The organism is Methanosarcina soligelidi, assembly GCF_000744315.1.
Lineage (GTDB): Archaea > Halobacteriota > Methanosarcinia > Methanosarcinales > Methanosarcinaceae > Methanosarcina > Methanosarcina mazei.
Map to the genome: position 1 here is coordinate 2,329,187 of NZ_JQLR01000001.1, position 14,263 is coordinate 2,343,449.

The window sequence follows — 14,263 nt, forward strand, 5'->3', positions numbered from 1 at the left end:
CTGATGAAAACCAGAAGAATCTCCGGATAGGATCTCCTGATAAATACATATTAGAAAAATATATAGAATCTGAATAGAACCAGGGTACTATTATTCTCTTTCGATCTCTTATTTTCTTTCGATCTCTTATTTTCTTTCGATCTCTTATTTTCCTTCGATTTCTTATTTTCCTTCGATTTCTTTCTGGTCCCTTTGATTTCGCCTTTTTCCTATTAGATTTATCCCTATAACAAATCCAATTCCAATGAAAATTCCAGTTTGTATTCCATTCATTAAATCATGAGACAGGTATCCTAACAGCGCGCATACAATAACAGCTGTAATGAAATGCAAAAGCTGTTCCTTCATTGGAGGTCTTTCCATGTATATCATGCTCTGTCTTTACCTTTCTTTTATCCTTATAGACTATTTTTAATTAATTACACTTTCCGACGTTATTAACTTATCTCTTTCTCTTCTTTTTTGCTTTTTGAGAAAGATCTCTTCCCTCTATCGCGGGTACAGGAACGGTTGGGGATAGCTAATGAAGTTTCACTGCGTAAAAGTTTCAGGTTTTACTCCCTTTCTCAAGGCTCGTAAGAAGAGAGCTTGCAAGAATAAGGGCGCAGACGATCAGAGTACTCATAGAAATCAGGTCATGTAAAATAAGGTAGGCAAAAAAGATGGCACTTACAGGCTCAAGCAGGGAGATTATGCCCGCGTTCTGGGCTTTCACGTGTTCAAGCCCTGTGAAATAGAGAATGGAACCGATGGAAGTTATTATTACCCCTAAAAATAGAAGGACAGGCAGGTTTTCAAGCAGGTCTGCGGGAGATACCTGAAGCATGAAGGGAAAGAGAATTACGAGAGTTACGCCTGTTGAAAGAAAAAGCCGTTCAAGCCCTGAGTATTCATTCCTGAGATAGCGTGAGGTCATGATTATGCAGGCATAGAAAAAGCCGGAAAGAAGCCCCATCAGAACCCCAAATAACTATACTTATCATTTTTACTTGTTTTTTCTTAATTTAAATTATTAATATAAGCTCCAATGATTGCGAAATATTTATATATATTAACGTAGTTTTATTCAAGGGTAAATCAATTTTACTTGATTTGCCCACCGTTCTTCCTGAAGACATACTATTCAGAGAGTATTTGCCTCTTCAACTCTCTGAACAGGGAGTTGGGGGTTTAACCTCCATTAATTTTCCTCTTCCCTTTCTTTTTCTCTATTTTTTTCAATATTGTATTCTCTCAAACAAAAGATACCGTTAAGCAGTACATTCAAGTAAAAATCATAGCCCCTTCTTAACTTCTTCACTCAGAAAAGGCTTGTAATTCCTTCCTTCCATTAATCCCGTAATTTACAGTTACCCCTATTAAAAATACAGATAAAGAGCAGTATTTTTGGACAGAGCTCCCTGTATATCTGTGTAAATTCTCCATAGAGTATGCTTTCTTTGTCAATTTGAATAAATCTTCGTTTAGTGGTATAAGCGGGGCTTTCATAATATATCACCAGAGGAGGATTTTACATCCCCCCCAATAAAATTTACGATCTTTAAAGCCTCTAATAGATTTTAAATCCAAAAATAAGATGTAATTTTTTTGAAGAAATTATTAATTGCCTTATTTTATGAAAAAAAGAGGAAATACTCATTAATTTGGTAATGAGTCAATAAGGACCTTTAGAAGTATAAAATTCATTAATAAAGTTTAGGTTAATATTCATAGTTGATTATATTATAATTAAGTGGGGAGAAAGAAATGAGAAGCGGAACAATTTTTTTAATAATTTTAGTTTTTATTTTTATAATAACTATTTCAGATATGGCATCAGCAAAAGAAATTATAGTAGATGATGACTATGGAGCTGATTTCATATCAATTCAGGAAGCTGTGAATAATTCTGTAACAGGGGACATAATAATAGTAAGACCTGGCACTTATACTGAAAATGTTCTTGTTGATGTAACAGGGATAACCATCAGGTCAGAATCAAACGATGGATATGTGCGGGTAAAACCGCTGAATGATAGTACAGATACCCTTTTGATAACAGCTGATAATATAACGGTCAGCGGTTTGAATATAACGGGAGCCAGCAAGGATTCTTATAAAAATGCGATTTTTATTTATGGCGATATGAATAATGTGACAGGTAACACCGTCGAAAAAGGTTCTATTTTTCTGGGATCCTGCACACTGGAGAATTTAACAGACATCCTGTACGGTGAAATGAATAACGTGACAGGCAATACTATCGAAAACGGTTCTATTTTTCTGGGACCCGAGATCTCAGACAATTTAGTATCCGAAAATAAAATTTCTAACGGTGAAGAAGGTGTACATATTTCCTGCTGTGGAATAAATAATACAGTATCAGGAAATACGATCTCAAATTGTTCCACTGGCATCTATGAATATGATCAGGGAGCGGATATCCGCAATAATAGGATTACTGATTGCGATTATGGGATCAGCCTTTCGTTTGCAAGCGGAGGAATTGACAATAATGTAATATTAAACTGTAATACAGGGATTTTTTTAAGAGAAGCCTGTTATGTCGTCATAATTAACAATACAATTGCATCCTGTGCAGAATGCGGAATTTTTGATCAGGAAAACAACAATGGAAAACGGATTTACAATAATTATTTTAACAGCAGTCTAAACATAAGGTGCGGAGCTGGAGAAGGGGGAAATACCTGGAACAGTTCACTTGCTTCAGGCACTAATATTGCCGGAGGCCCTTACACTGGTGGCAACTTCTGGGCAAAGCCGGATGGGACCGGTTTCTCCCAGATATGCGTGGACCTGGACTGGGATGGAATCGGGGACCTGCCTTATAATATCTATGAGGACGAATTTGACTATTTACCTCTTGTATCCCGGTCCGGCCCTCAAAATTCAGTTACCCCATCTGCTAACTTTACAGCCAGCGTCACTAACGGTACCGCTCCTCTTGTTGTTGAGTTTACAGATCTTTCAAAGAGCGCAGTTGCGTGGAACTGGGACTTTGATAGTGATGGGATACCGGATTCCACAAAACAAAATCCTGTATATGTGTACAGAAATCAGGGAAATTATACGGTAAATTTAACAGCCAGCAATGGACTTACTGCCAGTTCCAAAACTGCTGACATAAGCGTTGAAAAAAGAGCTGCACCCACATGGCCATTTGTATACATGACAGGTGGATTAAACACTTTAAGGACTGTTTCCGTAATTGACATAAGAACAGGAATAGTTATAACCAAAGTGAAAACAGGAAAACACCCTTCAGGAATCGCAGTCACGCCTGACGGAAAAACGGCATATGTGACAAATTCCTGGGATAATAATGTCTCGGTAATTGATACTGCAACAAACACTGTTATAGATAGTGTGAAAGTGGGATCTTATCCCTGCGGAGTTGCAGTCAGTCCTGATGGAACAGAAGCATATGTGACCAATTGTGGCAGCAATAATGTTTCTGTGATCGATACCGGCGCAAACACTGTTACAGCTACTGTGCCTGTTGGAAACTGGCCAGAAGGGATTGCAGTGACCCCGGATGGAAAAAAGGCATATGTGGCGAACTCTGGCAACATTACTGCCCCTGAAGATACTGTTTCTGTAATTAATATAATAAATGATACGGTTATAGATACGATACCTGCAGGCAGGCACCCGTGTGGAGTTGCGGTTACTCCGGATGGAAAAAAGGTATATGTGGCGAACACATATGGCGGAACTGTTTCCGTAGTTGATGCAGCTACAGACAAGGTTACAGCTACTGTGGACACTGGAAATTCTCCTTTTGAAGTTGCAGTTAATCCGGCAGGAACAATGGCATATGTGGCTAACGAGGGCGGTACTGTCTCTGTAATTGATACATCAAACGATACCGTCATAGCTGCGGTGGATGTGGCAGGAGGCAGGCTCGAAGGACTTGCAATAACCCCGGATGGAAAAAAGGTATATGTGGCACACTACGGCAGTTCTGAGAACAGCACTGTCTCCGTAATTGATGCCTTAAACAACACTGTTACATCCTCTGTGGATGTCGAGGTTTATCCCGGAAAAATTGCGATCATTCCAGAGCCATAATCCTGATCAAACCTGGTAGACGGACAGATTTATCTGAGCAGTTCAATAAAAACTGTCCTTCTGCTCATTTTTGAATTTAAGGAATGGTAAAAATACAACTTCAAATATTCGCTTTGTGAATGGCTTCATGGTCATTGCTAAAGACAATATCAAGAACAAAAATCATGAAATTATATCTTCTTTATTCCTAAAACTGGTTTCTTCTCTTTTTGATTATTCTTCCCATCACTTTTTTCAGCTTCAGGGTTCTTTATGATAAGGAGGAGTCGGTCTTTGAAACCTTATTTTTCACTCCGATCACCCTTACGATTACCATGCTGATCTCAAAGAAGATTACCATGGGCACGGCAACCATCATCTGGCTGAATACGTCTGCCCCGGGAGTAACAAGGGCTGCAACAAACATCGCAAGGACATAAATATGCTTGCGGTAGGTCACAAGAGTGCTGTATTTTACAAACCCGTTTCTGGTAAGGAAGGTGAGCACTATAGGGAGTTCAAATACCAGGCCAAAAATGGCTGTGGTCGTTGCTATAAATGAAATGAACTTGAAGATCGAATAAGTTGCAGTCACTCCTGAGCTTTCTGCATCCAGGTAAAGGAATTTAAGGAAGAGAGGCAGCATGAGGAAATAAGAGTATGCAACCCCCAGGATAAACATTATCACTACCGATATGCTCAGGAAAAAGAACTGGCCTTTTCCAATAGATACTGGAATTTTTATTGAGTACTTTCTTGAAATCGCCCTGTAAGCATAGAAGGCAATAATTGGCAGGGTAATTAGCAGTCCTATTATTATAGAGAGCTTAAGCTGAAGCATCATGACCTCCAGAGGAGACACGTAAACCAGCTTTGCACCTTCCGGCAGGAGGTCGATTTTCATTCTCTCGATCAGGGGACCTGTAAAATTGAAAGAGACAACAACGCCTGTGAGAAGAACTGCGGCTATCACAAGCAATTTATTCCTCAGGGTCACCAGGATTGCGCTTAAGTTTTCAATAGCTTCAGACATATGAGTACCTATCCGGAAAAGCAAAAGGAAATTCGAAACCTGACATCAAAGAACCTGCAGACACAGCAGGAGTTATATCATCAACTTTCCTTTTCCTATTTTGTTTTTTCCTTTCAGTTTTATGCAGCCTCTTCAATGTAATATTTTCATACTGATGTTTAACACTAATATATTAATACTAATATATTAATACTAATATTTTCATACTAAAGTTTTCATATTAATATTTTCATACTTCTGAAATCGCCAGATATTCAGAAGGAAACCCTATCCGGGAAAAACATAATTATTATAATATTTTCCTGACTGCCTATACTGAAGAAATAATATATTAAGTTTTATATAATAAATCAATTATTGTTACTACCTAACTCATAATATAATGATTTAAATACTATAAATTTTCAGGTATGTAACTATCAGGTTTTACAGCTATATTATATAGCTGTAATTCTCGATGTACCATGAAGAATACTGGAAATGCAGGTAAGCAGAACGTTACTTAAGGTTAGCTGAACAATTCAGGTAAGCTGAACATCACTTGAAGAGAATCTGAAATTACCTCAAAAGTGATATGAACGTTACTTAAAGTAAGCTGAACATCATCCTGAAGAGAAACCTTAACAGCACCCGGGAATACATGCAAACCGGCTTATTCAGTGGTCTTAAATAAATGCAAAGATAGATCGGGTTAAAAACCAATAATATATTCCGATATAAATATATTTAGGTACGTGTTAAGTGAGAGCGGAAAAAAATGGACTCACAGCAGACAGGCAACGTTGCCCCTTCCACAAACGCATCCGGAAAGAATTCATATGCGTCCGGTGTGCCCGGGGATGTCGAAGAACCCGTCATGGCACACCTGTTTGAGCTCAGGGACCGTCTGGCAATCGTTTTAATCTGGCTGGTTGTGGGAATAATTATTTCTTTCCCGTTTTCGGCAAGGGGAATGCTGCTTCTCTGGAAAGAGTTTATAGGCCCGGGCATGATCATGTCAGCGTATTCTCCTCTTGAATGGACTCTCGCCCGCCTCAAGCTCTGCCTGATCTTTGCTCTTGCAATTTCAATTCCGTTATTTTTTTATGAGCTTTACAGGTTTGCAGCTAAAGGGCTTTATCCGAATGAAAGGCGCTTTTTCATAAAGGTGATCCCGGCATCTTTTCTGCTTTTCATGCTGGGGACAGCAATAGGCTACTTCCTTGTCCTGCCTGTGATGTTCAGGTATATCCTATTCTATTCGGGAGACATGGCCACAGCCCAGCTTTCCGTCCAGAATACCGTCTCAGCAGTTACCACCATCCTGGCGGGTTTCGGGGTTGTGTTCCAGCTTCCCCTACTTGTGGTCTTTGCGGTAAAAATGGGACTTGTACAGTACCAGACCCTGAAAAAACAGAGGATTCTTGTCTACAGTGCAATACTGGCTTTTTCCCTGTTCATTACCCCTGACCCTACTTTCATTGCCCAGATTGTTGTGGCGATTTTGCTGGCAGTCCTCTTTGAGTTCAGCCTGCTGCTGGTCAGGCTGTTTTAAGCGCGGATCCGATAATAATGATGGAACAGGTAATATCAAAAAACCTTTTTTTAAAGAATTTCCTGATACAGCCTGCCCACAAACTGTTTTAAAAGAACTTTTATATCTGGATGATAATAGTAGCCATCAATGATAGGTTCAACGGAACTGATTGCAATCATAATCGCTGCCCTCTTCCTCTTTGGGCCCCAGAAAATTCCGGAGCTTGCACGGGCTCTCGGAGGCGCAATAGGCGAGTTCAAAAAAGCACAGAGAGCCGCTGAGCTGGAGCTTAACGAGTTTGATCCTTATACCCGGAAGGCTGCAAATAAAGCCAGGGAAAAAGAGGAGAATAAGGAGAAAAAAGAGGCAGGTCCCGCAGAAGACGGGAACGAAAAAAAAGATAGTGAGAGAAACAAAAAGGAATCAAAACCCAATCCTCTTAATGCACTGGAATGCAGGCCCTCAATTCCTGACCTTGAAGAAACTCCTGAAAATCCGAATACCGGAATGAAATAAAAGGGATTAAAAAAGAACAGGATAGAAATAACATAATAAAAAAGGGATGATTCCGGGTTAAATAAAAAGCAAAAATAAAAAAACTTAAATAATATAAAACATTTCAGATATTAATATAAAATAAAAACTTTATATAGCATGAAAAGACTAAGCCTAACTTAAAGATATTCGGCCATTTACTTAAATATTCAGATAATTATTCAGGAAATTTTACTTATTATTATGAAAATTACTACCGCTGAAGTTTACACAATTAAGGAAAACGAAAAGCTTGAGGTCCAGCCATGATAGGCACACCAGAACTAATAGCAATTTTTGGAGTAATTGTGCTTCTTTTTGGGGCAGCCAAACTCCCTGAACTCGCCAGATCCATGGGAAGTTCAGTTGGAGAATTCAAAAAAGCCCAGAAGGAATCCGAAAAGAATCTTAAAGAATTTGAGAAATCGTTAACTGAGCCCACCCCAGCCAAGACCAAGGTGCAGGAAACAGCTGAAAAACTCGGAATTAATATAAAAGGTAAGACTGACGAACAGCTTCTTGAAGAAATCCAGAAGCATGCTGAAAGGCCAAAAGAAGTTTCAGAGCCCTAAATGGTGCCTGAAAAATAAGCTTTTCTTTTTGTAGACTTTAAGACTAGGGTTTTACACATAGGCTTATAATATCATTAATTCGCTAATAAAGTACTTATGTAGAGTTATAGCAGTCTTAGTTTTATAGTTGCATTTCACAAAAAGTAAGTTGAGATGGTAGTTTTGTACCTTATTACATTTCAGCTTAAATAAATTACCACTCTCAATTAACAATACTTTATGCATATCTCAACTAGGAAGCTTATTTAAACAATAAGGCTTTTTCTACCTTTTTCATAAGAAGTAAGATCCCTCTTGTTGGGACTTACTTACCAATAGATCTTAAGAAGTCTAGTCTTTAGATAAGACATTCCATGAAATAAGTCCCCAATTAGTATATTCTAAACTCGCTTCAAAAGTATCCGCTGAAGCATCCAGATCTGCATACTCGGGTGCAAATTTAAATCCCCCATATTCGTACTGACAATCCCTTAGCCATTCTAATAACTTATCAGAATCTTTTGGTTCTGCATCAAGAGCATTTAAAGAAACTACGGACATATACGTAGAATAGATATCAGAACTGTTAGTGTGGATTGGACCTCTTCGGATTATGAAACCACCATCATCAACTTGTCCTTCTTGTATCCAAGAAATACAACCCTCTCTGTTCAAAGGAGAACTACCAAGTTCTTCTAGTATATTTACAACATAAAATGTCATAAATAGATCTGAATCTTCAAACCCAAAACCTCCATCTTTTTGTTGAATACTCTGCATCTTGGCAATCAACATATCTCTGTTGTTTAAATCAATGCCTAGAAGATTCGTCAGTTTTGCCAAGTAAAAAGTTTCTTCATAGTTCATGGATTCAACTGGTTGATTAGCGCATTCATCTAAACTTCTTTTTACCCATTCTTCAAATTGTACGTCCTGTGGATATGAACAATTAAGAAGTTTATATACCATTAATAAATAGTATGCGTTTTTTGTATCTTTTGATCCTTCTTGCCATTCGTCTGCAATATATCTCAAAATTTTTTCTTTATCCTCAGGTTCTGAACCTAAAATTTTGAGAGATTCTATTGCCAGATAAGTATTTTCAGGCGAAGGTATTAGCCGATAAGCTGGTCGGAAGCCTCCACTTCCATCTAAGGTTTCACAATTGTAAATAAATGTGGAAACATTATCATTCAAACTGAGCCCTATTTTTGAAGCAATTTTCAGAGCTAAATACGTTCCCTGTTGTTCCCCATAATCTTCTGACAGTAAATTAAAACCACCATCCTGCAGTTGTTCTCTTTGTAGATATGTTCCAATACCGGATTGAATTTCAGGGGAAATACTTCCGTTTATCAACAAAAAATCAGTAAATGAATTCAAAGTGAATAAGTCCATTTCGGCATCTGGTAATGACTCTAATTGATTCTCAACAATACTTTTTTGCTCTGTTAGTTTTTCCATTCTTGGAGATTTATTCTGGGAATAAATATTTACATTGTAAAGTTCTAGCATTGATATTAACATAGAAGTTTCAGCTGTTGAATCCATTAGACTGCTACTTCCTTCGGTTTCTCCCCATTTCTCAATTAACCAGGATTTTGTCGAAGGTACTTGATTTAAATCTACACCAAGACTATGTAATGCAGTGACAGCTCTGAATGTATCAAGAAGTGTTCCTTCATCTCCTTTTTCTTCAACAAATGATCCATTAGATGCTTGTAATTCCATTATTTTTGATGTAAGGCTCGAGCTATTGGCTGGCTTGGTACCCAGGATATCCAGACTCATAGTAAGAAAATATATTTCCCTTATGTTCGAACTGTTGTTCTGTTTAAGTATCATTTGCTCTTGTGACAACAACCAGTCTATTGTAGCTTGCTTGTTCTGAGGCTCTTTGTCTAATAGCTTCAGAGATTCCAAAGAATAAAAAGTTGAATATAGTGTAGGTTCTTCTGGAGGAAAATCTGAGTAACCTCCATAAACAGCATGGGAACTATCCAATCGACTTATTGTATTTGCAGTCCACAATTCACTGATATTACTTAGAGATGAAGGTTCTTGATTATGTATCACTTTTTGAGAAACACAACCAGTAAAAACCAAGAAGAATACTAAAAAAAGTATATATAAACATAGATTTGTTCTTCTACTTCTATTCATTATTGTCACCAAGGTTAACGAGTAAGACTTAAATATTACAAATAAATAGTGTTTTATCCTGAAATAATTTCGCTTTGAAACTTTTTTCCTTTTGTCCATATTTTCACAGCCCAAACAATCTCGTTCCTATTCTGAATTTTGCCTCAATTGGAAGTCTATTCCAGAATGCATCTTGTGGTGACTCTAATTGTTCAAGTTTCAAAGCCCCATGAGGCCTCTTGTTATACCATTGTAAGAATTCCTCGAACGATTCAAACTCTCCTCTAAACCTCTGATATGTATCAAACCATTTCTCTATTTTTCCGTTTGTCTGAGGATGTCTGACCCTTGCAAGTATTGGTTTAATCCCAAGTTCTCTAATTCTCTCTTTAAATTCACTATCCCATGAACCATCCTCATTAATCCTGTGTGCTCCGAATTCACTTCCATGATCCATGATGAGTTCCCTTAAAGGACATATATCCCAGTACTCTCTGACAAGTTCATCGATCACTTTAATGGTGTTTTCCGTGTTGCAATGGGCGTACTCTCCTCCTGCAATTACCATTCTTGATGAATCATCAAGAATGGCACAGACTTGTAACCCTAAAAGAGGGTTTTCATGCCAATCGATGTGTGCAGCAGACATGCTGTGTTCACGTTCGTATCTACACCACTTTCTTCTCTGCTTCTTTTTTCGGTTTTCCTTGGCAAGGTTCATACTGAGTAGATAGTTATGGATTCTGTTATGAGATATTTTACGATTATACTTGCCTTCTATGAGAATCTCAAGGTAACAGGCTCCAAACTTATAATCTGAGTAAGTTTGGTCAATTATCTCCTTATCGTCGGAAGATAACTGTTTACGGGGCCTTCCAAGATTATTACCAACTTGAGGAAGCTTATCAGTATCAACATATTCTTTATATATCTGCTGAACTCGACGAGCTGAGATCCCCTGGATCTTAGCTATCGTCGAGGTAGATTCCCCTTTCAACTTTTGAGCAATGATCCAACGTATCTTTTTCCCGTTAAGTTTCACAATAGATAAGGGATTGCAACCAACATAGTTAGCGCGAAATAATTTCGGGATAAAACAATTACAAATAAATAGAAAATTTATTAATATTTTAAACAATTGCAAATCACGTAAAAATAAATAATCAAGTGCATATAATCAATTCACGACTTTATCATATTACCCTATAAACTGTCATTATCGATATTGATTATTTGAACTTGAATAGTAAACTCGAATCAAACTCATGTTTCTGAAAACAGATTTTTATATAGCTTGACAAATTAAAGATCTACATGAGTATAAAGTGTATAGTCTGAAGTACCAAATCTAAAGGTCTCAGCATCGTTTTGATCCTGATCCGTAATGCTGACCCAACTTGTAGCCTTAAGATTGTCGTAATAATGCTGGGCTCCGGCCACATTATTCCACTCACCCGAGTATGTGACTGTATCTCCTGAGAGACTGAATCCAGCTCCTGAAGGATAACTAATACTTACGCTGACTCCAGTTATTTTCACATCAGAACCTAATTTGATTTTATTAGGATTACCTGTACCATACCACCTACCTTTAGTATAACCATCTCCAGTAAAAGTAACTGGAATTGTTAAACCTGTCTCCATAGTTCCATGAAAATAGGTATCTCCTTTAATGTAAGAACCCAATAGGTTTCTTCTAGCTGTATCGGTGCCACTAGTGGATGTGGTAGTAGTAACGGCATTACCGTCTACGTTATTACTCTGAGTAACTGAAACTTGATTTTTAGACAGAACTTTTTCCTCATAGTCATCCCAGGCAGCATAGAGTGCTTCTTTATCATTTATTTCGCCTTTAAATACGAACGTATAAGGGTCGACCTGAACTACATTCTTTTTTAATTCTTCTGGCATCTCTATTCCGCTGAAAGGACCTACTTCTTCAGTTTTTGAATCTACAGTCTTTGCACCTACTGCCGGTACAAACACCATGCTTACCAGCAGAACTGCTAAAATTAGTACTTCTATTTCAAATTTTTCCTTTATCATCAGTTTTCACCTCGTGATATTCTCCCCGAGGCAAGGTTAGGTAAGCCTTAAATATCCGCAAAGCTAACGTTAACTTATGCCTCCGGGCACAATGAGGTTCAAATTCACCCTGGACGGTCCGTTTGAACCTCATAAACTATTTACTACCATTCTCTATATAAACCATAAACTTTTTTGCCAGATCATTAAACAATCAAAATAGATACTTAATTTATGATCGCATTAGTATAATATGTAGGATACATGGTTGTTAGAACTTCATACATAAGATTATATGAACAGAATATAACAAATAACGTCCGATATAGGAACAAGAGTTCCATAAATTTTCACTTAAAAAATTAACGGCTCAATCAATGCACATAAAATTTAAGTAATTAAATTATAGAGAGTTTGGACTCTGTGAAAAGTACATCTGACTGATACTGCTTTAAATGAAATCGATGGAACCTTCTGACTTCGTCTTTTCAATATCTCTTTTAAGTTTCATTTTGAAAATTATTTAATATATGAGCTTGGTTCTGTAGTATTCTTCTGAATTTCTATCTACTATTGGATTTCAAACAATCGGAAATTAATAGATAATTATAGATATAATAATAAGCAAAAATCAGTTAGGGATTTTACGAATAAACAATATATAGAGCGATTCATAGGGGTATTTTGTGACAGAAATGATTATTGAAGTTGACAAAAACGATAATTTTCTTTGCCTGCGAGCCAGGGAAGATTTTTACTCGGGTAACCACATCCACAGAGCTTCCCAGCTAATCCTTCTGGATCCTGAAAACAGGATGCTCCTGCAGAAACGGTCACCTGCAAAGTTCTGGTTCCCTAACCGCTATACCTATTCCGTAAGCGGCACCGTAGCAGGTGAGTCATATGAAGTCTGCATGGAGCGGGAGATGCTTGAAGAACTGGGAATCTCGGTCCCTTTCAGGAGATTGTTTAAAATCCCCTGCATCCGAGAAAACAAAGGGGCTTACCATACCATATTCTCAGGCAGATGCTCGGAAGAGGCTGCAAGCCTTATCCGGTATGACCCGGAAGAAGCTACATCCGTTGAGTGGGTGGAACTCGAAGAACTGCACAGGGCTGTTAAAGCAGAGCCCGGCAACTATACTCCCGCCCTCAGGGAAGGAATAATAAAGATCTTTAAAGAAGGGTGCGAAAAATATCTTTTCTAACGCTAATTAGCTAAAAATTAATTGAAACAATATATTATCACATATTTATAAATTCACGCTGCTGTGTGACAGCTTCAAGACCTATCTTCACCCGGCATCTGGCTTCAAAACCTGTCATCATCCGGCAAGTGTTTTGAGCCTCCATATTCTCCAACAATGGGGATATTCTCTCCACAGGCAGGGCAGGTCTTTTCAGGGGTGATTTCGTACTTTTCTACATCAAAATAGCCACGCAGGATCAACATTTTGCCGCAGTTGGGACAGAAAGTATTGTTGCGGTCACTTCCAGGGACATTGCCCATATAGACATATTTCATCCCCTCTTCGGTTGCGATTTTACAGGCATTCTCCATAGTTTTTACAGGTGTTGGGGAAAGGTCCTGCATTTTGTACTGCGGATGGAAGCGTGTAAAATGCAAGGGGGTATCGGAACCCAGATTTTTGTAGACCCATTTTGAAAGTTCCCTTAACTCGTCAAGAGAATCATTAACTCCGGGAATAATCAGGGTCGTTATCTCCACATGAATCCCCAGCTCCTTTGCAAGAGCTGAAGCTTCAAGCACGGGAGCCAGTTTTGCACTGGCAATATCGTGATAGAACTTTTCGTTGAAAGCTTTAATGTCGATGTTGGCCGCATCCAGATAAGGGGCGATATGTTTTAGTGATTCAGGAGTCATATACCCGTTTGTTACGTAAATAGTACCCAGACCTGCTTCCTTTGCCAGTTTTGCACTCTCATAGGTATACTCGTGCCAGATAGTAGGCTCGTTATATGTCCAGGCAATGGACTTCGAGTCTGATAAAAGGGCTCTGTCCACAAGCTCTTCCGGAAGAATGTCTTTTGTGTATGCGTCTTCCAGGCAGACCTGAGAGATTGACCAGTTCTGGCAGTGCTTACAGCGGAAATTGCACCCTATAGTACCTACTGAATAAACATAGGAACCCGGAAAGAAATGGTAAAGCGGCTTCTTTTCCACAGGGTCTATAGCTTCGCTTGAAACAGTACCGTAAATAAGAGAGTAAAGGTCTCCGTTCCTGTTTTCCCTGACCCCACAAAAGCCTCTCTTTCCGGACGCAATTTTGCACCTGTGGGCACAGAGACTGCAGTGTACTTTATCGTCTCCGATCTTTTCGTAGAACATGGCTTCCTTTATCACATAAATCCCCATTTAGTGATTGTTTTTTTACGTAATAACGGTTACTG

The 14,263-nt window shown here is 38.3% G+C and carries 12 protein-coding genes and 1 pseudogene; 5 read left to right on the forward strand and 8 right to left on the reverse strand.

Translation table 11 applies throughout. The features are described from left to right. Positions 1–162: 162 nt before the first annotated feature. The 3 genes and pseudogenes from M886_RS10210 to M886_RS10220 all read right to left on the reverse strand — a co-directional run. Complete coding sequence (locus tag M886_RS10210; protein ID WP_048039941.1) at positions 163–372, reverse strand: hypothetical protein; 210 nt, start codon at positions 370–372, stop codon at positions 163–165. Positions 373–547: 175 nt separating this feature from the next. Further along, complete coding sequence (locus M886_RS10215) at positions 548–955, reverse strand: DMT family transporter (protein WP_048045287.1); 408 nt, start codon at positions 953–955, stop codon at positions 548–550. A gap of 341 nt (positions 956–1,296) precedes the next feature. Continuing rightward, positions 1,297–1,461, reverse strand: a pseudogene (locus M886_RS10220) (IS5/IS1182 family transposase); the annotation flags it as partial. 348 nt (positions 1,462–1,809) lie between these two features. On the opposite strand from M886_RS10220, the gene M886_RS10225 reads away from it, so the two are divergent. After that, the gene (locus M886_RS10225; RefSeq protein ID WP_048051711.1) at positions 1,810–4,071 is read left to right on the forward strand and encodes a NosD domain-containing protein; all 2,262 of its coding nucleotides are present in this window, start codon (positions 1,810–1,812) and stop codon (positions 4,069–4,071) included. 250 nt (positions 4,072–4,321) lie between these two features. On the opposite strand, the gene tatC (M886_RS10230) is transcribed toward M886_RS10225, so the two are convergent. Continuing rightward, complete coding sequence (gene tatC / locus M886_RS10230; RefSeq protein WP_048051119.1) at positions 4,322–5,083, reverse strand: Sec-independent protein translocase TatC; 762 nt, start codon at positions 5,081–5,083, stop codon at positions 4,322–4,324. Between the two features lie 757 nt (positions 5,084–5,840). Between tatC (M886_RS10230) and tatC (M886_RS10235) the strand changes: the two genes are divergently transcribed. From tatC (M886_RS10235) to M886_RS10245, 3 genes are all read left to right on the forward strand, one after another. Continuing rightward, entirely contained in the window at positions 5,841–6,617 is a 777-nt protein-coding gene (gene tatC / locus M886_RS10235; protein ID WP_011034500.1) for a twin-arginine translocase subunit TatC, read from the forward strand. A gap of 129 nt (positions 6,618–6,746) precedes the next feature. Beyond that, positions 6,747–7,115, forward strand: coding sequence for a Sec-independent protein translocase subunit TatA/TatB (locus tag M886_RS10240; protein WP_048038342.1), 369 nt, complete (start codon positions 6,747–6,749; stop codon positions 7,113–7,115). Between the two features lie 284 nt (positions 7,116–7,399). Next, positions 7,400–7,705, forward strand: coding sequence for a Sec-independent protein translocase subunit TatA/TatB (locus M886_RS10245; RefSeq protein WP_048037893.1), 306 nt, complete (start codon positions 7,400–7,402; stop codon positions 7,703–7,705). Between the two features lie 330 nt (positions 7,706–8,035). On the opposite strand, the gene M886_RS10250 is transcribed toward M886_RS10245, so the two are convergent. From M886_RS10250 to M886_RS10260, 3 genes are all read right to left on the reverse strand, one after another. Next, a complete protein-coding gene (locus tag M886_RS10250; RefSeq protein ID WP_162198511.1) occupies positions 8,036–9,790 on the reverse strand; it encodes a prenyltransferase/squalene oxidase repeat-containing protein in 1,755 nt (584 codons plus the stop codon). A 160-nt stretch (positions 9,791–9,950) separates the two neighbouring features. Then, the gene (locus M886_RS10255; protein WP_080929453.1) at positions 9,951–10,868 is read right to left on the reverse strand and encodes an IS481 family transposase; all 918 of its coding nucleotides are present in this window, start codon (positions 10,866–10,868) and stop codon (positions 9,951–9,953) included. 260 nt (positions 10,869–11,128) lie between these two features. Beyond that, a complete protein-coding gene (locus tag M886_RS10260; protein ID WP_048038546.1) occupies positions 11,129–11,872 on the reverse strand; it encodes a hypothetical protein in 744 nt (247 codons plus the stop codon). 674 nt (positions 11,873–12,546) lie between these two features. Between M886_RS10260 and M886_RS10265 the strand changes: the two genes are divergently transcribed. Beyond that, on the forward strand, positions 12,547–13,059 hold the full coding sequence (locus M886_RS10265) for a Nudix hydrolase (RefSeq protein ID WP_048038563.1): 513 nt from the start codon (positions 12,547–12,549) through the stop codon (positions 13,057–13,059). A gap of 104 nt (positions 13,060–13,163) precedes the next feature. On the opposite strand, the gene amrS is transcribed toward M886_RS10265, so the two are convergent. After that, positions 13,164–14,216 (reverse strand): AmmeMemoRadiSam system radical SAM enzyme, encoded by a 1,053-nt coding sequence (amrS, locus tag M886_RS10270; protein WP_230625030.1) that lies wholly within the window; start codon positions 14,214–14,216, stop codon positions 13,164–13,166. Positions 14,217–14,263 lie beyond the last annotated feature (47 nt).

Coding starts and splice junctions, on each gene's coding strand:
- M886_RS10210 (WP_048039941.1), bottom strand. CDS start 372: ATGATATACATGGAAAGACCTCCAATGAAGGAACAGCTTTTGCATTTC.
- M886_RS10215 (WP_048045287.1), bottom strand. CDS start 955: ATGGGGCTTCTTTCCGGCTTTTTCTATGCCTGCATAATCATGACCTCA.
- M886_RS10225 (WP_048051711.1), top strand. CDS start 1,810: ATGGCATCAGCAAAAGAAATTATAGTAGATGATGACTATGGAGCTGAT.
- tatC (WP_048051119.1), bottom strand. CDS start 5,083: ATGTCTGAAGCTATTGAAAACTTAAGCGCAATCCTGGTGACCCTGAGG.
- tatC (WP_011034500.1), top strand. CDS start 5,841: ATGGACTCACAGCAGACAGGCAACGTTGCCCCTTCCACAAACGCATCC.
- M886_RS10240 (WP_048038342.1), top strand. CDS start 6,747: ATGATAGGTTCAACGGAACTGATTGCAATCATAATCGCTGCCCTCTTC.
- M886_RS10245 (WP_048037893.1), top strand. CDS start 7,400: ATGATAGGCACACCAGAACTAATAGCAATTTTTGGAGTAATTGTGCTT.
- M886_RS10260 (WP_048038546.1), bottom strand. CDS start 11,872: ATGATAAAGGAAAAATTTGAAATAGAAGTACTAATTTTAGCAGTTCTG.
- M886_RS10265 (WP_048038563.1), top strand. CDS start 12,547: ATGATTATTGAAGTTGACAAAAACGATAATTTTCTTTGCCTGCGAGCC.